This is a genomic window from Geobacter sp. DSM 9736, assembly GCF_900187405.1.
In the GTDB taxonomy this organism is placed as follows: Bacteria; Desulfobacterota; Desulfuromonadia; order Geobacterales; family Geobacteraceae; genus DSM-9736.
This window is the reverse complement of record NZ_LT896716.1, coordinates 2,994,231-3,013,638: the sequence shown is the minus strand read 5'-3', so window position 1 is coordinate 3,013,638 and position 19,408 is coordinate 2,994,231. Positions and strand designations below refer to the sequence as shown.

Genomic DNA, 19,408 nt, shown 5'->3' with positions numbered 1-19,408 from the left:
TCTTATTACCCTGCCCTTATACTTAAATATTTGAAGGCTTCTGATGGCCGACCCGTAATTTATCCAACCACCGGCAGCACCGTTCCCCCTTCGGGGATTACATACGCAGAATAATCGGCGGGAAGAAGGCCTTCCGCCACTTCCAATGCTTTGTCAAGGGAGTGCTGAGGAATCATCCCCATTGCGTTGACTTCTTCCGCGGGCAGATCAGAAACCAGGACAACCTGGAAGCGCTTTGCCTTCTGTAGCGTCGAATATGCCGTTTGGCCATTTATTTCATAATTACGCCGAAGCTCGGCTTCGAACTCCCGCAAGTCGTGAAACCTGAACCAGTTGAAAAATGTGGAGTTCCCGTACCCGTCCCGGCACTGCGCCAGCAGCACCATCACGCCCCCATCCTTGAGCGCCTGGCTGGCATATTCCATGGATTTGTGCGCCTGGATAAAATTGATGTCCTTGGGATAACCGCCGCATGAAACCAGGACCAGGTCCGCCTTCTCGCGCAGAGGATAAGAGAAGCGCTCAGCGTAGTAGGCGCATCCTGCACGGTGGGCCGCCCGCCAGTGACCCGAAAAGGCGGCGATTATACGTTTGTCCGGAGAAAGGACCGTGTTGAGGATAAAGGCAGGTTCAACCATGGCACAGGCTTCCTCTAGCGCCTGATTGACCGGATTTCCGTCAAGAATGCCGGTTGCCGCAAACGGATGTTTGCCCGTTCCCTCGCCAGGGTTGAGAACGGCAAAGTGGCTCGCCATGCAGGACTTTCGGCTGCCGGTTCCGGGCAGGATGCTCTTGCGCCCCCCTCCGTACCCGGCAAAGTAATGGTAGCCGATTGTGCCCGTAGCTATAACCCGGTCGGCCTCGGCAACCTTCCGATTGATCTCGATCTCAAGGCCTGCGGAAGTTCTCCCCAAATACAGCAGCTTTCCGGGATCATCACACTCATGGTCCGAGACCGCGATTCTTCCGTAAAGAGAACCGACTATCTTCCGATGTTCCGCCTCGGTCTGTTTCCGGTGGATTCCGAGGGCCACGACGATCTCGATTTCTTCATCGCTGATCCCGCAGGCGTTAAGACGCTCCACCAGCAGCGGCAGATATATTTCGCTGCCCGTATAGCGAGTGATGTCGGAAGTAATGATAACTACCTTCTGCCCGGGTCGGAAAGAACTGAGTAGACTGCTGCATTCATCCAGCGAAGCAGAGATTATCTGCTCCGGAGATTCTTCCGGAGGAGGTTGATCGTAGCGAATCACCCCACGTATCTTATCGGGAGACATGCCAAGCGGAGAGGCTGTGGTGCCGTATTTAAGTTCGATATGGTTCACCTGAGGCATAATACAGCTTCGGGTACCGATTCGCAAGAAGTTAACCCGAGCGTTATTAATAGGTTGACAAGGTATGGTTTTTCCTGTAACTATTTTGCGTTTTTGTGCCGTAAATCCTTATAAATCTGGATTTTAGCCTTCTAAAGGCAAATAACGAGGAGGTTCACCAAGAATGGAACAGTATGCAGTAATTTTCGCCCTGGCATGCGCAGCGGCAGCCGTCGTCTACGGCCTCGTCTCTGCCAAATGGATCCTGGGACTCCCGCAAGGTAACGACCGGATGCGGCAGATCGCTGCAGCCATCCAGGAAGGGGCGGGAGCGTACATGAAGCGCCAGTACACCATCATCGCCCTGGTCGGTGCCGTCATGTTCGTCGCGCTCTTCGCAACCCTGGGGGCCAAAACCGCCATCGGATTCGCCATCGGGGCGATCTTCTCCGGGCTTACAGGCTTCATAGGCATGTTCGTGTCGGTCCGCGCCAACGTCCGCACTACCGAAGCAGCGAAATCCGGCATTCACAAGGCTCTTAACGTCGCCTTCAAGGGGGGCGCCATCACCGGCATGCTGGTCGTCGGGCTCGGCCTCCTGGGCGTTGCAGGCTACTACTTCATCCTGCAGAAACTGATGATCGGCTCTTCCGTCAAGGAAGTGGCAAGTCAGCTGGTCGGCCTCGGCTTCGGCGGCTCACTCATCTCCATCTTCGCCCGCCTCGGCGGCGGCATCTTCACCAAAGGAGCCGACGTCGGCGCCGACCTGGTCGGCAAAGTGGAAGCAGGCATCCCCGAAGATGACCCCCGCAATCCCGCCGTCATTGCCGACAACGTCGGCGACAACGTCGGCGACTGCGCCGGCATGGCCGCCGACCTGTTTGAAACCTATGCCGTAACCCTGATAGCCGCCATGCTTTTGGGAGCCATGGCATTCGTCGATAATCAGGCCGCTGTCAGCTATCCGCTGATTCTGGGAGGCATCTCCATCATCGCCTCCATCATCGGCACCTTCTTCGTCAAGCTCGGAGCAAGCCAGAAGATCATGCCTGCCCTCTATAAAGGGCTAATCGCCTCCGGTGTCCTGGCCTGTATCGCCTTCTACTTCGTCACCAGCGCAATGTTCCCCGAGGGTCTTACCAACGCCGCTGGTGACAATTTCAGCGCCGTCAATATTTTCATCTCCGCCATTGTCGGACTGGTCGTTACCGGTGCCATCTTCTGGATCACTGAATACTACACCGCCACCGAGTACGGTCCGGTTCGCCATATTGCCCAGGCCTCAACCACCGGACACGGCACCAACGTCATCGCCGGTCTCGGCGTCTCCATGAAATCCACGGCTGCTCCCGTCGTCGTCATCGCCGCCGGCATCATCGTTGCGTTCCAGTGCGCCGGCGTCTACGGCATCGCCATCGCAGCCGTCTCCATGCTCTCCCTCACCGGCATCGTCGTCGCAATGGATGCCTACGGCCCGATAACGGACAATGCCGGCGGCATCGCCGAAATGGCCGAATTGGACAAGTCCGTCCGCGACGTCACCGATCCGCTCGACGCCGTCGGCAACACCACCAAGGCGGTCACCAAGGGGTACGCCATCGGTTCCGCCGGCCTCGCCGCAGTCATCCTCTTCACCTCGTACGTTGACGAGTTGAAACTGGCCGGTCAATCGATCACCTTCGACCTCTCCGATCCGTACATCATCGTCGGCCTGTTCATCGGTGGGATGCTCCCCTACTATTTCGCGGCGATGTGCATGGAAGCCGTCGGTACGGCAGGCGGTGCCGTCGTCGTCGAAGTGCGCCGCCAGTTCCGGGAAATCAAGGGGATCATGGAAGGAACCGGCAAGCCGGACTATGCCTCATGCGTCGACATCGTTACCAAGACCGCCTTGAAGGAAATGGTCATCCCCGGCCTGATCCCGATCCTCGCCCCAATCGTCGTCGGCTTCACCCTCGGCCCGAAGGCGCTCGGCGGCGTCATCGTCGGCACCATCGTCACCGGTATCTTCGTCGCCATCTCCATGACCACCGGTGGCGGCGCCTGGGATAACGCCAAGAAGTACATCGAAGACGGCCACCATGGCGGTAAGGGCGGCGACGCCCATAAAGCCGCAGTCACCGGCGACACCGTCGGCGACCCATACAAGGATACGGCAGGCCCGGCCGTAAACCCGATGATCAAGATCATCAACATCGTGTCGCTTCTCATTGTTCCGCTCCTCAGCAAGTTCTGAGATAACGGTAACAGCTGAAACAAAAAACGGCAGCTCCCACGGGGGCTGCCGTTTTTTGTTTTTCACCTGCCTGATAGCCACGGGGTCACGGAAGCAATCTCCCGTCGTGCATTGCAGCAGTCTGGCAGAATCACGACCCTCGTATCCTGAGCAGGTCTACCCCCTCCTCCCGAAGGAAAGGCCGAGGGGGAATTCGCTCAGGGAGCCGTAACAGTGTCGTACCGGAAGGGAAATCCAGCTCTTCGTAAATCAGTTCGCCACGCCCTGTGTAGTTTTTGGAAAAGTGCATAGGCAGTACATACCGCGGACGAATCCGTTTGACCAGTTCGTTGAGATCATCTGTGCAGAGATGGTATGACTGTCGTGCCTTATCCCGGTGTTCCACAAGGAAGGAACACTCTGCAATAAGGAGAGTCACCCCGCACAACAGCTCCTCGATCCGCTCTTTGTTGTCTTCCGTGAAGCCGATATCGGTCATGTATCCGATGGAGGCAGGTTCCAGCTCTCTCCTTATCTCCCGGTACAACGCCGCAGGATCGTGAACCGGCTCCTCGCTTAAATGCTCTCCTCTGCGACGCAGCGCCCGCACCGCTTTTCCCTGATCCTCCGGCTGCCAGAGAGCCCTCTTCAGGTCGTGGAGCCACTCCCCTTTTACAAATCCCGCCTGTTCCAGCTTCTCCTCATCCACCGAAAATACAGGCAGCTCATCCACCCGATATACCATGGAAGCGATCCCTTTATGATCGCAGGAGACCGCCGACATTTTGACATATTCGTTGCGATATGCAAGGGAGCCAGATCGATGTTGTTCCGCTTCTTTTCGGCAGGTGAAGCCCTCCGGCCCGGCGAGCATATATGAAATTGTCCGTTCGTCAGCCAGCTCGTGGACAAGGAAGGAACACCAGGAGCGCTCGGTGAGGTTCCAGTCGTAGGCGGCGAACTTATGGCATACTTTCTCTGCCAGGCCCGGCGGTCCGTAAACCTCAACCGTCCGCGGCGATACGTGCACGTTTCTGATCAGGTTATCGAATCCCATGAAGTGATCCATATGTCCGTGGCTCACAAAAACTGCTGCAACAGATTTGAGGACTCGTTTGGCAAGGTGCTGCATCTGTCCGCAATCCAGGAGGAGGCTCTTCCCCCAGGGCCTGACGTGGACGAGAAGCACCGGGTCGTCGAAGAGTCCCGCAAAAAAGGTGGGTTCAATGTAGCGGAAAGGGAGTCGCATGGCATAAGGATACAGCAGTAACCGGAACACTCGATATAAAAGTGGCTCTTGCAAAAAGAAACCCCCAGTGCCGGCAATCGGCAAAGGGGGCGACAGCGAAGGAATAGTGTTCGGAATACTAAGGACACCCGCAGCGGGAGGCCCGGTCCGCCTCGTACCCCTTGTGAAGAAGCCGCGCCACTTCCATGGCGTGATAGGTGAGAATAAGGTCTGCACCGGCACGCTTGAAGGAGTACATCGTCTCCATGGTCACCCGCTCTTCGTCAATCCAGCCCATCCTGGCCGCGGCCTTGATCATGCTGTACTCGCCGGACACGTTGTAGACCGCCACGGGAAGGTTGAATTCGTTCCGGAGGTCGCGGACTATATCCAGGTAGGGGAGCCCCGGCTTGACCATGATGATATCCGCACCCTCCTCAACATCCATCTGCGCTTCCCTGATCGCTTCGAGCCGGTTTGCCGGGTCCATCTGGTAGGAGCGGCGGTCGCCGAACTGCGGCGTCGACTCGGCGGCCTCCCGAAACGGCCCGTAATAGCCCGAAGCATACTTGACTGCGTAGCTCATGAGAGGGATGTTACCAAAACCGTTCTGATCAAGCCGGTCACGGATGGCGGCAACTCTTCCGTCCATCATGTCCGAAGGTGCCACCATATCGGCGCCCGCCTGCACATGGGAGAGAGCTTCCTTGGCGAGGAGTTCCAGCGTGGCGTCGTTGTCCACATCCCCATTGGTGATGATACCGCAATGCCCATGATCGGTGTACTCGCACATGCAGACGTCGGTAATCACCGCGAGCCCTGGCACCTGCTTTTTCAGAGCCCTGATCGTCTCCTGAATGATCCCGGTATCGGAATAGGCATCGCTCCCGATGGCATCCTTCGTCTCGGGTATGCCGAAGAGGAGCACTGCGGGGATTCCGAGCTCGTAAGCCGCCTGGGCTTCCTCCACGATATACTCGATGGACTGCTGGTAGATTCCGGGCATCGAAGAAACTTCTTTCCGGATACCCTTCCCGAAGGCGGAGAACATCGGATAAATCAGGTCGTTGACCGACAGAGAAGTCTCACGGACCATCGTCCGGAATATTTCCTTCCCCCGGATTCGGCGTGATCTGAATGTTGGAAAGAACATGGCTGGCTCCTTTGAATTGCCCTTTTGACCGGGCGCTTGTTTCGACAAGAGGTCTTTCAGTTGCTTCTTCGGAAGAAGCCGAGCATCTCCTCCGTCAATGCCTCAAGTGTGTATTCCGCTGGCTCGATATCAACGTGAAGCCCAAGCTCCCGGCAGGTCCGGGACGTGATCGGCCCTATTGAAGCAATAGCGACATTGCTCAGGAGGCGAAGCATCCGGTTCTCTCCGAGGATAGCAGCAAGATTCTCGACAGTGGAAGATGATGTGAAGGTAGCGCAGGCTATCTGTCCTTCTTCAAGCGCAGCAAGAACCTTCTCCGGCACCGATTCTGGGGTGATGTTCCGGTAAAGGACCGGCGCGATCAACTGAGCATCGAGGGCGGTCAGTCCTTTGGTAATAACCTCACGGGCCCTGTCGGCTTTCGGGAAAAGAATCTTTTTGCCGCTGATCCCGATTGCTTTGAAAGCGGCCACTACACCTTCGGCCTTGTAATCAGGGGGTACGAGGTCAGCCCTGATCCCAAAGGCGGAAAGAGCGGCAGCGGTCTTGGGACCCACCGCACAGACAAGGCATGAGCCGAAAGCCCTTGTATCAAGCTTTTTGTCGCCGAGCCGCATGAAGAACATTCTGACGGCGTTTGCGGAAGTAAAGATCGTCCAGTCGAATCCGGAGAGCGCCTGAATGGCTGTGTCGACCTCCAGCCAGTCCTCCGGCGGCGAAATGCTGATGGTGGGGCATTCAAATATCTTCGCGCCGTAGCGCTCGAGCATGCTGCTGAATTCTCCAGCCTGGTCGGCCGCCCGTGTTACGAGGATACCTTTTCCGGAAAATGGGCGGTTGTCGAACCAGCGAAGTTTATCCCTCAGGGAGACTACTTCGCCGACCACGGTTATTGCCGGAGGCTTGAAATTAGCTTTTCGCGCCTTTTCCGCTATGTCACCGAGGTTCCCGGTCAGAACCACCTGTTCCGCGCGCGTTCCCCAGCGGATAAGGGCTACGGGAGTTTCGGGTGGCCTTCCGCAGCCGATGAGATTCTGAGCGATCAGCGGAAGATTTTTCATCCCCATGTAGAAAACGATGGTGCCGCTTCCAAGGGACAACCCTTGCCAGTCGATTTCGGAAGCGTCTTTATGGGCTCCCTCATGTCCCGTGACGAAGGCGACGGAGGTGGTGAAATCCCGGTGCGTGAGGGGTATGCCGGCGTAAGCGGCAGCACCGATTCCTGCAGTTACGCCGGGTACGATTTCGAAGGGAACTCCAGCAGCGGCAAGGGCTTCGCACTCCTCCCCTCCCCTGCCGAAGACGAAAGGGTCCCCCCCTTTAAGGCGCGCCACCACATGTCCGGCGAGCGCTTTTCTCACCAGCAGTTCGTTGATCTGGCTTTGCTCGTGGTTGTGAAGCCCCCCGATTTTACCTGCGTAGATCAACTCCGCACCGGAAGGAGCCGAATCCAGTAGCGCCTCGTTAGCCAGGTAATCGTAGACCACGACATCGGCTCTACGGAGACATTCCCTCCCCCTGACGGTGATGAGGCCGGGATCTCCCGGACCGGCGCCGATCAGATAGACGCGCCCTATTTTTTGTGGCTTTTCGGACATGAGTAGGGGTTTCAGGGTTTAGACAGGAATTTCCTTCTCCCGCGACACCTCCCGCTTGTACACCTCGGCGAGGATCTCGTGGCCTCCGTCTTTCAGGAGCTGCTCTGCTAGGGCTATCCCTAGTTTCTCGCACTCTTCGGCAGCGCCCGAAATGGTTCCCTTCACCGATGTTTTACCATCTACCGAAGCGATGAACCCGGTGAGCTTGAGCTGATTCCCGACGACCTCACCATGGGCAGCGATGGGAACCTGGCACCCGCCTTCGCAGCGCCAGAGAAGCGCCCGCTCGGCACGCACCGCATGGGCCGTGTCGGGATGGTTGAAAAACGCTATCGTCTCCTTGACTGCCTCGTTGTCAAGCCGGCACTCGATGCCGAGGGCTCCCTGGCCGATTGCCGGGAGTGACAGGTCGACCGGGAGGTATTCCGTCACGCTTTCCGTGAAGCCCAGCCTTTTCAGCCCGGCGGCCGCCAGGATTACGGCGTCCAGATTTTCATCATTCAGCTTTCGTATGCGAGTCTCCACGTTGCCGCGGATAATGACCATTTCAAGATCGGGGCGCACCTTGAGGAGCTGGGCCTGACGTCGCAAGGCGCTGGTGCCTATCCTCGCCCCCTTCGGCAGGTCGGCAAATTTCACTCCCCGTGAAATGACCGCGTCACGCGGGTCTTCCCGCTCGGTGATGCAGTAGAGTCCAAGCCCCTCCGGAAACTCCGTCGGCACGTCTTTCATGCTGTGGACGGCGATATCGATCTCCTCCCGGAGCATAGCTTCTTCTATCTCCTTGACAAACAGTCCTTTTCCTCCAACCTGAGCCAGAGGGACGTCAAGAATTTTGTCACCGATGGTCTTTATCTTGGTAAGGGTTACTTCCATCCCGGGATACCGCTTTTCCAGCTCCGACTTTACCCAGTTTGCCTGCCAGAGGGCAAGCTGGCTCGCTCGGGTCCCGATGCGCAACTGTTTCAACGCCATGTATATTCTCCTTTTTTAGGTTTTTCTTCTTTATTCTTCCAGCTCTGCAAGCCCTCCGCCATCGGAGTTCTCGGTTTCCAGCTCGAAAAGATGGCGCAGGGCGTCCACGTAAAGATCGTTTCTGTTCCCCTGGTCGCTTCGCTTGAGAGTGCTGATCGGCTGATGGAGAAGCTTGTTGATGATCGCGGCAGTACATGCTTCAAGGCGCTTCTGCCCTTCCGGAGGCAGGTCTTTCCATCCCGCAAGGGTCCTCGCAAGCTCCGCCTGCCGTATCTCCTCAAAACGGGAGCGTAGCGCCACGATAGTAGGAGTTACGTTCAGCGACGAGAGCCATTTGAAAAACTGGCCGATCTCCTGCTCGATGATCGCCTCGGCTTTTTTAGCCTCCTCCGCCCGCTGCTGGAGGTTCGAAGCAACGACCCCCTGGAGATCGTCCATGTCGTAGAGATAGACGTTTTCGACATCGTTGACCTTCGGATCTATATCCCGTGGGACCGCGATGTCTATGAAGAACATCGGCTTGAGCTTGCGACGGCGAATGACCTCTTCCACATCCCTGGGCTTGATGATGAAGTGGGTGGCTCCCGTTGAGGAGAGGATGATATCGGCCTTGTGCAACTGGTCGAACAGGTCCTCGAACTGGATGGGCTTCCCGTCGAACTCTTCTGCCAGCTTTACGGCCCGCTCGAAGGTGCGGTTGGTAACCATCACACCGCGCACACCGTTGTTGAGAAAATGCTTCGCAGCCAGCTCGCACATCTCCCCGGCCCCTATGAGCATGACCGTTTTGTCCGAGAGGTCGCCGAATATCTTCCTGGCCAGCTCGACTGCAGCGAAGGAGACCGATACGGCGGAAGAGGCTATTTTTGTTTCAGTGCGTACCCGCTTCGCTACGGAGAAGGCCTTGTGAAGGAACCGGTTGAGTATTATGCCGGACGACCTGAACTCGGCGGCATATCCGTAGGAGGTCTTGATCTGGCCGAGTATCTGGGGCTCACCGACAACCATGGAGTCGAGACTGGAGGCGACCCGGAAAACGTGACGTATGGCTGCCTCCCCATGCAAGGCATAAAGATGCGGCTCGAGTGTTTCGAGGGAAAGGTGATGGTAGTCGGCCAGGAACCTCTTTATCCGCGCCATGCCTCCCGCTACGTCGTGAGTGGCGGCATAGATCTCCACCCGGTTACAGGTGGATACGATAATTCCCTCTGTAATGTCGGCAAGTGCAACGAGGGCATGAAGCGGCTTCTCCATCTGCGTCGGGGCGAAAGCTACTTTCTCCCGGATATCGACGGAGGCGGTTTTGTGAGAGAGCCCAACTACAACTATGTTCATGTGTCGCCAGCCTTTACTTGTAACTGTGCAGTCCCGGCAGGAGCAAGTTCACGCCGAGGAAGGTGAAGAGCAGTACAAAGAAGCCTATTATGGAGAGGATAGCGGCTTTCTTTCCGCGCCAGCCGGTGGTGAGCCGCCCATGGAGGAGCGCGGCGTACACGAACCAGGTAATGAGGGACCAGGTCTCCTTCGGGTCCCAGCTCCAGTAAGTGCCCCAGGCGGTCTCGGCCCAGATGGCACCGGTAATAATGGCCAGGGTGAGCAGCGGAAACCCGAAAGTAAGACAGCGGTAGTTTATTTCATCCAGGACATCCAGAGACGGCAGCTTTTGGTACATCGAACCCAGCTTTTTCTGCTTGAGAAAGCGCTGCTGGATCAGGTACATGATTGCCGCCCCGAAAGCGACGGCAAACATTGCGTAGCCAAGAAAGGCAAGTATCGTATGAATCGCCAGCCAGTTACTCTTGAGGGCCGGATTGAGTGGAGCGATGGCCGATGAAAAGTTGGTGGAAACCAGCAGCAGGATGAGTGCCACCGGAATCACGAAGGACCCGAGGATACTTACCTTGTACTTCCGCTCGAACACGAGAAATGTGCCGACGATGGCGAGGCTGAAGAAGGAGAGAGATTCATGCAGGTTAGTGATGGGCGTATGTCCTGCTGCCAGGTACCGATTGACGGTAAAGGCGCAGTGCACAGCCAACCCGCCGAAGACGATCCAGCGGGAAGCCTGCCCGAGTGCGCGGCCAGGGCGGACCAGATAGATCAGGTACATGACCGTGGCGATGAAATAGCAGCCTAGGGTAACATTGAAGAGAACATTCATTCAGGTTCCTTTTCTACCACTCCCAGTTCGGCATGAGAATATCCGGGGCCTAACAGCTCCAGGAGAAGGCGGTCTATTTCAGCAAAGGCGCGCTGCCGGTACAGATGCGGCATGTCATGTCCTGCGAGCCTTTCAAAAAGGCATTTATTGTACGCGGCGCCTCGATTTTCAGTCAACAGCTTTTCACGAATCGCACCAAAGAGTGCCGCCACAGCGGAATATTCCTCTCCGAAACGCTCCTCGATCTCGCGGCGTACGAGGCCCGCAAGGGCTGGTGCCCTCCCGCCTGTCGATACCGTGATGATCAGGTCTCCCCGGGCTACTACGGCAGGGGAGACACAAGTCCCTAGATCCGGCGAACCAGCCACGTCCACCGGGATTCCCAGTCCCTTCGCTTCCCGCGCAACCTCCATATCCACCGTCAGGTCACCGGTGGCGGTGAATACTATCGCTGCGCCTGCCAGATCTCCCGAAGCGTAGGTGCGTTCACGCAGTTTTACTCGGCCCTGCTCACCCAACTCCCTCAATGCCGGATGCAGGCGGGGGGCTATGACGGTTATGGACGCATCCGCTTCGAGAAGAGAACCGCACTTTCTCAAAGCCACGGCGCCCCCTCCCACAACGACCGCAGGACGCTTTCGGAGATCGAGATTCACCGGAAAATACCGCATGCCCCTCCCGGAGCGCCGCTTCGCGAACAGGTTACCTTCAAAAATACGGAAATGACTATATCACTTCATTTCCGTGGGCTGCAAGAGCAAAACCGCCACGTTACAAGGACTGAGCCGGAGAATTCATTCTTGATTTTTTCCCTTGCTTGGCTATAGTTGAGAGCAGATTTGACATTATGTGTAATGGTTAAAGGAGAGATTTTATGGCCAGCGACAAAGTTCTCACCCTCACTGACGGTAATTTCGAGACGGACGTGCTCCAATCCACCGTTCCGGTTCTCGTTGATTTCTGGGCCACTTGGTGTGCCCCCTGCAAGGCGATCGCTCCCGTCATCGATGCCATTGCTGAAGAGTATGACGGAAAAGTAAAGGTAGGGAAGGTCAATGTGGACGACAATCCCGGCACCCCCGGCAAATATGGTGTCCGCGGCATTCCCACCGTTATCCTCTTCAAGGATGGCAAGGTTGTCGATCAGGTAGTCGGAGCCGTACCGAAGACCCAGCTTGAAGCTCTGCTGAAAAAGGCACTGTGATCGGCCACACGCTCCTTGGAACCTTCGCTTCACAACATTAAGAAGGACTACCATGCAAAGTCCCGGCAGATGCTCAACTTTACGGGCAGCCAGTGCCCTGATCCTGCTCCTGATAACCGCCTCACCTGCAGCAGCGATTCTGCAAAAGGGGCAGGCGGCTCCTCCGATAAAGGTCGTGTCCACCTCCGGGCAGCAGATCACTTTGGCTAATTATCGAGGGCACGTTCTGCTTCTCGATTTCTTCGCCACATGGTGCACTCCCTGTTCCCAGGCAATTCCGCATCTCACGGAACTGAACGAGAAGTATGGCAAACAGGGTTTCCAGATCCTGGGGATGAGCGTCGATGAAGGGGATGAGAAATCAGTCAAGAGCTTCATCAGCGCACGAAAGGTCAACTATCCGGTAGCCATGGCGAGCGAGGAGCTTCAGACGGAGTACGGACTGCGCTCCGTGCCAACCCTTTACCTGATAAGCAAAAAAGGGATTGTTGCAGAGAAGTACATGGGATATTCAGACGACACGAAAAAAGCGATAGAGGCGGCGATCAAAAGGTTGCTTGCAGAATGACCATCCCCTTTTGGGAGTATCGGCAAAAAGGCGGCACCGTGTGGTACCGCCTTTTGTTCTTTGTCAGCAAACTGAGTGCTCACCCCTTGCGAGCTCCCGGCAGAGCCCACCTATCTCCTGCAACTCCCTTAGACATATATCCCGAATCGCCTCTTCCGGCACCCCATCATGAAAACCCTTCTCGGCAAAAAGCTGCACGGCTACCACGGGAGGTGCATTAACCGGCAGGCCGATCCTGCTCGACAGAAGCACCCGTACCTCCTTTAGTCCTGCGACATCGCCGTATATATTTTTAGCAAGTCTGTTGGCCAAAAAGTTATAAATTTTCCCCACATGGCTCGTCGGATTTTTTCCGGCGGCAGCTTCGGTTCCTAGCGGCCTGTTGACGGAAATAAGGCCGTTCACACGATTGCCACGCCCAACCTGCCCCGAGTCCGCATCTTCCGCGGACGTTCCGAGAAGCGTCAGATACACCCCCTCCAGCCCCCTGCCCGCACGGTCAAGCGCATTATAGTGCACATGGAAATCCGGAAACGGAGTGTTATCTGCGATGAACTTCCGCATCTCCTCGACAACAACCTCCTTCCTCGCGAAATATTCGTTTACCGACATCACCTCTGTTGACAACAGTGGCATTGCTACCGTCAAGTCAAGGCGATCCTCCGTGCGTACCCCCATAACCTTCACATCCTCCCCCGTCTCCGGGAAACGCTCCTTGAACGACTCGGAATTGAGCATTTTTTCCAGTCCGAGAACAGCCTGTTCGGTAGGCGTAAATGGATAATACCCGACCGCCGCGGAAGTGTCGTTTGCTACCATGATGTCTCCGGCAAGCTTGAAAATGCCGGTTAGCTCCTCAGATCCCGGAGCAAGGGCAACCCGGTATGACAGATCCCGCTCCGGGTCGATGCGTCGTATGTTGGACTTCAGCCATTTTTTTGCGGCATCCAGAGCAATGTCCACCACCGGAATAATTCGGCCCTCTGCCTCGAAGGTTGCACGGTCGCCGATCACCAGCTCCATCGGCCGGATCACACGACCGCCACCGAACCACCTCTCGACCTTCCCCGCCGCCAGGAGCCCCTTGTCGATGTTATGGTGGAGCACCATCCCGAACTCCCGAAGATATACCGCCGAGAGCGCCACCGAAATCGCGTCCATGATCGCATCGCACATACTATCCGGGTGACCTTTGCCTTTCCTCTCAACAATTTCCACCCGCTGCTCTGCCGCTGTCTTTTCTGCGATCGTTTCGACAAAAATCATCTTTGCCCCCTGTGTCGGTGTATTAAGAAAAGTATACCCCGCTGCCCCGCCACCGCACCAACGCAGACAGAGGGCGCGCGGTTCCATAACATTAATCCGCAGCTCCCGCTGGATTCCCTCAATGTTTTTTGTTATTCTTTAAGCGGCCTTTATTCCCCTGCCTCAATACCTTGTCAATGACCGCTGAAATCACCCCCCTCATAGAGCATGCATCAGCAGTGCTTCGCCGGGAAGTCGGACACCTGGTTCTTGCCGGCCTGCGCGGCTCGTCACCTGCTTTTATCCTGGCGCGCCTGCGGGAACAGCTCTCCCTTCCGTTCCTGGTTGTAACTCCTGACCATGACACTGCTGAAGAACTGCATCGCGAACTTAGCTTTTATAGCGGGAACGCGGAGAGCATTCTCCTCTTCCCCCCATGGGAAACTACTCCGTTCGACCGCACATCTCCTCACCCCGATACTTCCGGGGAGCGCCTCTCGACCCTTTTCAGGCTTCTCGACGGAAAGGCAAAAACAGTCATCGCTTCGGTTACGGCGTTATCCCAGAAGGTGCTTCCTCGCCGCACGCTGGGTGAGGTCTCGCAATACCTGGTGACCGGAGAGGAAACGGATCGGGAGTCGCTTATCGCCAAGCTTGTCAGGCTTGGCTACGCCCCTGTCAGCCTCGTTGAGGATCGAAGCACCTTTTCCGTCCGCGGCGGGATCGTGGATATCTTTCCATCCAATCTTCCGTCTCCTGTAAGAATCGAGTTTTTCGGCGACTTCGTAGAGACAATACGATCTTTCGACCCTGTAACGCAGCGCTCACGCGACCCCCTGCCCGAGCTCGTCCTTCTCCCCTCGCGGGAAATCATCCTTTCCGAAGATGTGGTGGAAGGATTTGCCGGCAGGCTGAAGAAACGCTGTGACGACACCGGCATCCCCGCCGACCGACGCAGGGAAATATTCGAACAGGTCCAGCAGTCCCTGTTTCCGCCTGGAATCGAGTATCTGCAGCCCCTCTTTCACCCCGAACTGGAAACCCTCTTCGACTATGCAGGACCCGGTGCGGCTATCGTCGTAATAGACCCTGAAGGGGTCACTGCAGCCGCTGAGCGTTTTCAGGGCGATCTGAACGCTGCAGAACAGAGAGCGCTCGAAAGAGACCTGATCACGTGCCGGCGCGACGATCTCTTCCTCCCTCCCGACCAGCTGTCGGAAAGCCTCTCACGAGACAGGCGAATAGATGTGCCGGTTCTGGAACTCAGTCCCCCCGCCACTGCAACCGTCTGCCGCTTCACCACGGAGAGTACGGCTGACCTCAAGGTAGATCCCGCTCCGGACGGGGAGCGGATACTCAAGCCACTCGTTGACCGGCTGCGGACTGATCTTTCCGAACGCCGACGGGTCATGGTGGCATGCCACCAGAAGGGGCAGGCCCAGCGCCTCTACGAGCTGCTTGCTCCGTACGGCCTTCCCCTCAACATTTCGGACCGCTCCTTCCCCGTCGAACTCACCCGTCGCGATGGCAAGATCGACATCCTCATCGGTGACATCGTCCGGGGGTTTCGCCTAACGGACCAAGGGCTCGTAGTGGTAGCCGAAGAAGAGATCTTCGGAAAACGGGTCAAACGGCGTGGCGTCTCCGAGGTTCGGCAGAAGCAGATCCTTTCTTCCCTGGCAGAGCTGAAGCCGGGTGACTATATGGTTCACATAGACTTCGGGGTGGGAGTTTACCAGGGGCTCAAGCACCTCAGCCTCGGTGACATCGAAGGAGACTTTATCCTTCTCGAATACTCCGGCACCGACAAGCTCTACCTCCCCGTTGATCGGATCAATCTCGTTCAGCGCTACGTCGGAGCTGAGGGGCTCGAGCCGAAGACCGACAAGCTCGGCGGCTCCTCGTGGGAAAAAGCGAAGGCTCGTGCCCGCGAAGCGGTGAAGGAGATGGCGGACGAGCTGCTGAAGATCTATGCAGCGCGAGAGGTCCAGCAAGGGCATGCATTCTCGCCTCCGGACGATCTCTTCAGAGAATTCGAGGCGTCATTTGCATTCGAGGAAACCCCGGATCAGCTTGCCGCGATCGAGGACGTGCTTCGGGACATGGAGAGCTCTAAGCCAATGGATCGGCTCGTTTGCGGAGATGTCGGATACGGCAAAACAGAGGTGGCGCTTCGTGCAGCCTTCAAGTCGGTAATGGATGGAAAGCAGGCAGCGGTCCTGGTACCGACAACCATTCTCGCCCAGCAGCACCTGGAAACTTTCCGCAGCCGCTTTAACGGCTACCCGGTCACGGTAGAGATGCTCTCACGTTTCCGGACGCCGAAGGAGCAGAAGGCTATTCTGGAAGGAGTAAAGAAGGGGGAGGTGGACGTCGTAATCGGGACCCATCGCCTCCTCCAGTCAGACGTCCAGTTCAAGGATCTGGGGCTCCTGATCGTGGACGAGGAGCAGCGCTTCGGTGTCGTACACAAGGAGAGACTCAAAAAGTTCCGTGCGGTGGTGGACATCATGACACTCACGGCTACTCCAATTCCCAGAACCCTCTACATGTCGATCATGGGAATCCGCGACCTTTCCATCATCGACACGCCTCCGGTGGATCGACTCGCCATCAAGACCTTCGTTGCTCGCTTCAATGACGAAGTCATCCGTGAAGCCGTAATGCGTGAGCTCCAGCGCGGAGGGCAGGTATTTTTTGTCCATAATCGTGTTCAGAGCATAGGCGCCATGGCCGAACACCTCCACCGCGTTGTCCCTGAAGCGAAAGTGGCCGTAGCTCACGGGCAGATGGATGAAAAAGAGCTTGAAAAGATTATGCTCGCCTTCATGCACGGCGAGTACAACCTCCTACTCTGCACGACCATTATTGAATCCGGTCTCGACATACCATCCGCCAATACCCTCATAGTCAACCGGGCCGACACCTTCGGCCTTGCTCAGCTTTACCAGCTGCGCGGACGGGTTGGCCGCTCACGGCTGCGTGCCTACGCCTATTTCCTCATTCCGGGTGAAGGGGCCATATCGACCGATGCCCGCGACCGGCTGAAAATCCTGCAGGACATCACGGAACTCGGAGCCGGATTCCGCATCGCCACCCATGATCTGGAAATTCGCGGCGCCGGAGATATCCTGGGGGCAAAGCAGTCGGGGAATATAGCCGCCGTGGGGTTCGAGCTCTACACCGAGCTAATGGAAGAAGCCATCCGGACCTTGAAGGGAGAAGATCTCCCGGAACGTGTTGATCCGGAAATAAAGCTCCGCGTGCCCGCCTTTATCCCGGAGGATTACGTTCAGAACCCGAATCAGCGGCTAATAATCTACAAGAAACTCTCCCAGGCCGAAAACGTAGAGGAGATTGACGATGTTCATGAAGAGCTTGCCGACCGTTTCGGAAAGCTTCCGCAAGCGGCGCTGTATCTCCTCGACGTTATGAAGCTGAAGCTGCAGATGCGCCGTATGCTCATCAGAGAGGTCGAGAGCGCAGGCACAAGAATCATCTTCTCTTTCCACCAGAAGACGCCGGTGTCCCCCGACCTGATCATCGGCCTGATCCGCCAGCACCCGAAAAAATACCAGTTTACGCCTGAGTTCAGACTCATTGTGGAAGCCTCCGACACCTCCTTCGACGGGGTCATCCAGGAAGCCAGAAATGTCTTGAAAAGGCTGGGATGATATGCTAGCGTCTCCAGGATTCACAGGTAGTTACAGACTTTAGGAGCAAAGGAGCACATTGGTGCACAAAAAACAATTCATGAAGCATATCTTCGTTGCCCTTTCCCTTATGGCTATCGCCGGGTGCGGACCCAAGACCCCCACCGCCGACAAAAAGGAAGGCAAATCTTCCGGCAAAACTCTCGCCGAAGTCAACGGCACCATAATCACCACGGAAGACTTCAACAATGAACTTGATACGCTTCCCCCTTACCTGAAGCCGATGACGGAGACGGCCGAAGGAAAGAAGGAGCTGATCGAGACAATGGTTATTCGGGAGCTGATCCTGCAGCAGGCCAAAAAGGAGGGCGTCGATTCGAGCCCGCAGGTTGCCGAAAAGCTGGAAGAGCTCAAGAAACGGCTCGTAGTCGAGGCTTACCTTAAGAAAAAGGTTGAGGAGCAGGCACAGGTCTCCGATGCCGACATGCAGAAGTTCTATAACGAGAACAAGGAGAAATTCCGCAGCGGAGAGCAGGTGCGAGCCAGCCATATCCTCGTGAAAACGGAAAAGGAAGCTCAGGATATCCTGGCCCAGCTGAAAAGCGGCGCCAACTTCGACGAACTTGCGAAAAAGCACTCGATGGATGCAGCCAATACCAAAGGGGGCGATCTCGGCTGGTTCAGTAAGGGAGCGATGCTGCCGGAATTCGAAAAGGCAGCCTTCGGCCTTAAGGAGGGAGAGACTTCCGGGGTCGTGAAAACAAAGTATGGCTATCATATCATCAAGGTCACAGGTAAACGCCCTGCAGGCATCCGCTCTTACGATGAGGTAAAGGAGCAGCTGCAGGCTGCACTGCTGCCGACCAAGCAGCAGGAGGTATTCCAGAAGCTCAAGGAAGACCTGAAAAAGAGCTCCAAGTACACCATCAAGGAAGATGCCCTCAAGGAATTGGGGGGAGCAGGCGAGTCCTCTCCCAGTCCCAGCCCAAAAGGCGCTCAACCACCGGCCCCTTCCGGAAAGTAGAGCTTGATCCTATAACAGGGCCGGGGTTTCCCCGGCCTTTTTTTCTATCTACTCCGGTTTAGAAGAAAACGACAGGACATCAACATGAGAACACTGCTTATTTTTCTCTTATCACTTGCCGCTCTGCCGGCCGCTTCCATTCCGGCGGCCGCCGAAGTGATCAACAGCATCGCCGCCATCGTAAATGACGAACCGATTACCCGTTTCCAGGTCGAGAAGGAGATGGCCCCTTTCCTGAAAGAGGCCGAGAAGAAAGGTGCGGTCACTCCCGAAACCAGGCAGCAGCTTCGCACTGCAGCGCTCAACCAGCTGATCGACAAGCACCTGGTGGATCAAAAGATCAAAGAGCTGAACATCAGGGTAAGCGAAGAGGAAGTACGCCAGTCCATAGAAGAAATAAAGAAACAGAACAACCTGTCCCAGGATAGTCTTGTCGCCGCTCTCACCGCCCAGGGTCTTACGTTTGATCAGTACCGTGCGCAGTTCCGTGAGCAACTGGAACGATTGCGCCTCATGAGCCAGGAGGTGAGGTCCAAGATCCAGGTGGGTGAGCGGGAAATGATGGATTACTACAAAGCCAACCAGACCCGCTTTGGAGGAGAAGACCTCTTCCACGCCCGGCAGATATTCTTCGGGCTGGGGAAGGATCCTTCTCCCCAGAAAACCAAGGAAACCATGGCCGCTGCGTTGAACGTGCTGAATGAGGCCCGAAGCGGAAAGGATTTTGCCGAGCTGGCAAAAAAACACTCGACCGACCCCCGGGCTGCTACGGACGGAGGCGATCTTGGCACCTTCAAGAGAGGGGAGATGTTGCCGGAAGTGGACGAAGCACTCGCCGGCATGCGACCCGGAGATATCAGCGATGTCATAATCTCGCCAGCCGGGCTCCACATCATCAAACTGGAAACCCGTTCCAGCGCTCCCGTCAAACCCTTCGAACAGGTGAAGGGAGAGATCGAGGAGTTGCTATATAAAAAGAAATCGGATGAGCGATTCAATCAGTGGCTTGAAGATTTGAGAAAAAATGCGGCGATAGAGATACGGAATGATGAGAAGTAAAGCAGCTGG

General features: G+C 56.4%; 15 protein-coding genes and 1 pseudogene. 7 read left to right on the top strand and 9 right to left on the bottom strand.

The features are described 5' to 3' along the window. Positions 1 to 59: 59 nt before the first annotated feature. On the bottom strand, positions 60 to 1,337 hold the full coding sequence (gene larA / locus CFB04_RS13705) for a nickel-dependent lactate racemase (protein WP_369833135.1): 1,278 nt from the start codon (positions 1,335 to 1,337) through the stop codon (positions 60 to 62). A gap of 163 nt (positions 1,338 to 1,500) precedes the next feature. Between larA and CFB04_RS13700 the strand changes: the two genes are divergently transcribed. After that, entirely contained in the window at positions 1,501 to 3,552 is a 2,052-nt protein-coding gene (locus tag CFB04_RS13700; protein ID WP_088535792.1) for a sodium-translocating pyrophosphatase, read from the top strand. Positions 3,553 to 3,682: 130 nt separating this feature from the next. On the opposite strand, the gene CFB04_RS13695 is transcribed toward CFB04_RS13700, so the two are convergent. From CFB04_RS13695 to CFB04_RS13665, 7 genes are all read right to left on the bottom strand, one after another. Beyond that, on the bottom strand, positions 3,683 to 4,810 hold the full coding sequence (locus CFB04_RS13695; protein ID WP_231934187.1) for an MBL fold metallo-hydrolase: 1,128 nt from the start codon (positions 4,808 to 4,810) through the stop codon (positions 3,683 to 3,685). 88 nt (positions 4,811 to 4,898) lie between these two features. Continuing rightward, positions 4,899 to 5,912, bottom strand: coding sequence for a porphobilinogen synthase (hemB, locus tag CFB04_RS13690; RefSeq protein ID WP_088535791.1), 1,014 nt, complete (start codon positions 5,910 to 5,912; stop codon positions 4,899 to 4,901). Positions 5,913 to 5,968: 56 nt separating this feature from the next. After that, the gene (gene cobA / locus CFB04_RS13685) at positions 5,969 to 7,510 is read right to left on the bottom strand and encodes a uroporphyrinogen-III C-methyltransferase (protein ID WP_088535790.1); all 1,542 of its coding nucleotides are present in this window, start codon (positions 7,508 to 7,510) and stop codon (positions 5,969 to 5,971) included. An 18-nt stretch (positions 7,511 to 7,528) separates the two neighbouring features. After that, a complete protein-coding gene (gene hemC / locus CFB04_RS13680) occupies positions 7,529 to 8,485 on the bottom strand; it encodes a hydroxymethylbilane synthase (protein WP_088535789.1) in 957 nt (318 codons plus the stop codon). A gap of 30 nt (positions 8,486 to 8,515) precedes the next feature. Next, on the bottom strand, positions 8,516 to 9,820 hold the full coding sequence (gene hemA / locus CFB04_RS13675; RefSeq protein WP_088535788.1) for a glutamyl-tRNA reductase: 1,305 nt from the start codon (positions 9,818 to 9,820) through the stop codon (positions 8,516 to 8,518). A gap of 13 nt (positions 9,821 to 9,833) precedes the next feature. After that, positions 9,834 to 10,646, bottom strand: a complete 813-nt coding sequence (gene ccsB / locus CFB04_RS13670) for a c-type cytochrome biogenesis protein CcsB (protein WP_088535787.1) — start codon at positions 10,644 to 10,646, stop codon at positions 9,834 to 9,836. Further along, the gene (locus CFB04_RS13665) at positions 10,643 to 11,317 is read right to left on the bottom strand and encodes a bifunctional precorrin-2 dehydrogenase/sirohydrochlorin ferrochelatase (protein WP_088535786.1); all 675 of its coding nucleotides are present in this window, start codon (positions 11,315 to 11,317) and stop codon (positions 10,643 to 10,645) included. Before CFB04_RS13665 ends, ccsB begins: the two co-directional genes overlap by 4 nt. Positions 11,318 to 11,520: 203 nt before the next feature. Between CFB04_RS13665 and trxA the strand changes: the two genes are divergently transcribed. Continuing rightward, positions 11,521 to 11,850: a thioredoxin TrxA gene (gene trxA, locus CFB04_RS13660; protein WP_088535785.1), complete on the top strand. Its 330-nt coding sequence runs from the start codon at positions 11,521 to 11,523 to the stop codon at positions 11,848 to 11,850. Positions 11,851 to 11,902: 52 nt separating this feature from the next. Continuing rightward, positions 11,903 to 12,418 carry a TlpA disulfide reductase family protein gene (locus tag CFB04_RS13655; RefSeq protein ID WP_088535784.1) on the top strand — a complete coding sequence of 172 codons (516 nt, stop codon included), beginning with the start codon at positions 11,903 to 11,905 and terminating at the stop codon, positions 12,416 to 12,418. Between the two features lie 63 nt (positions 12,419 to 12,481). On the opposite strand, the gene CFB04_RS13650 is transcribed toward CFB04_RS13655, so the two are convergent. Next, the gene (locus CFB04_RS13650; protein ID WP_088535783.1) at positions 12,482 to 13,684 is read right to left on the bottom strand and encodes a methionine adenosyltransferase; all 1,203 of its coding nucleotides are present in this window, start codon (positions 13,682 to 13,684) and stop codon (positions 12,482 to 12,484) included. A gap of 176 nt (positions 13,685 to 13,860) precedes the next feature. On the opposite strand from CFB04_RS13650, the gene mfd reads away from it, so the two are divergent. From mfd to CFB04_RS18445, 4 genes and pseudogenes are all read left to right on the top strand, one after another. Beyond that, on the top strand, positions 13,861 to 17,337 hold the full coding sequence (gene mfd, locus CFB04_RS13645; protein ID WP_088535782.1) for a transcription-repair coupling factor: 3,477 nt from the start codon (positions 13,861 to 13,863) through the stop codon (positions 17,335 to 17,337). Positions 17,338 to 17,398: 61 nt separating this feature from the next. Continuing rightward, positions 17,399 to 18,340: a peptidylprolyl isomerase gene (locus CFB04_RS13640; RefSeq protein WP_231934186.1), complete on the top strand. Its 942-nt coding sequence runs from the start codon at positions 17,399 to 17,401 to the stop codon at positions 18,338 to 18,340. Positions 18,341 to 18,409: 69 nt separating this feature from the next. Next, positions 18,410 to 18,835 (top strand): annotated as a pseudogene (locus CFB04_RS18450) (SurA N-terminal domain-containing protein); the annotation flags it as partial. Positions 18,836 to 18,853: 18 nt separating this feature from the next. Further along, a complete protein-coding gene (locus CFB04_RS18445; RefSeq protein WP_369833304.1) occupies positions 18,854 to 19,399 on the top strand; it encodes a peptidylprolyl isomerase in 546 nt (181 codons plus the stop codon). Positions 19,400 to 19,408 lie beyond the last annotated feature (9 nt).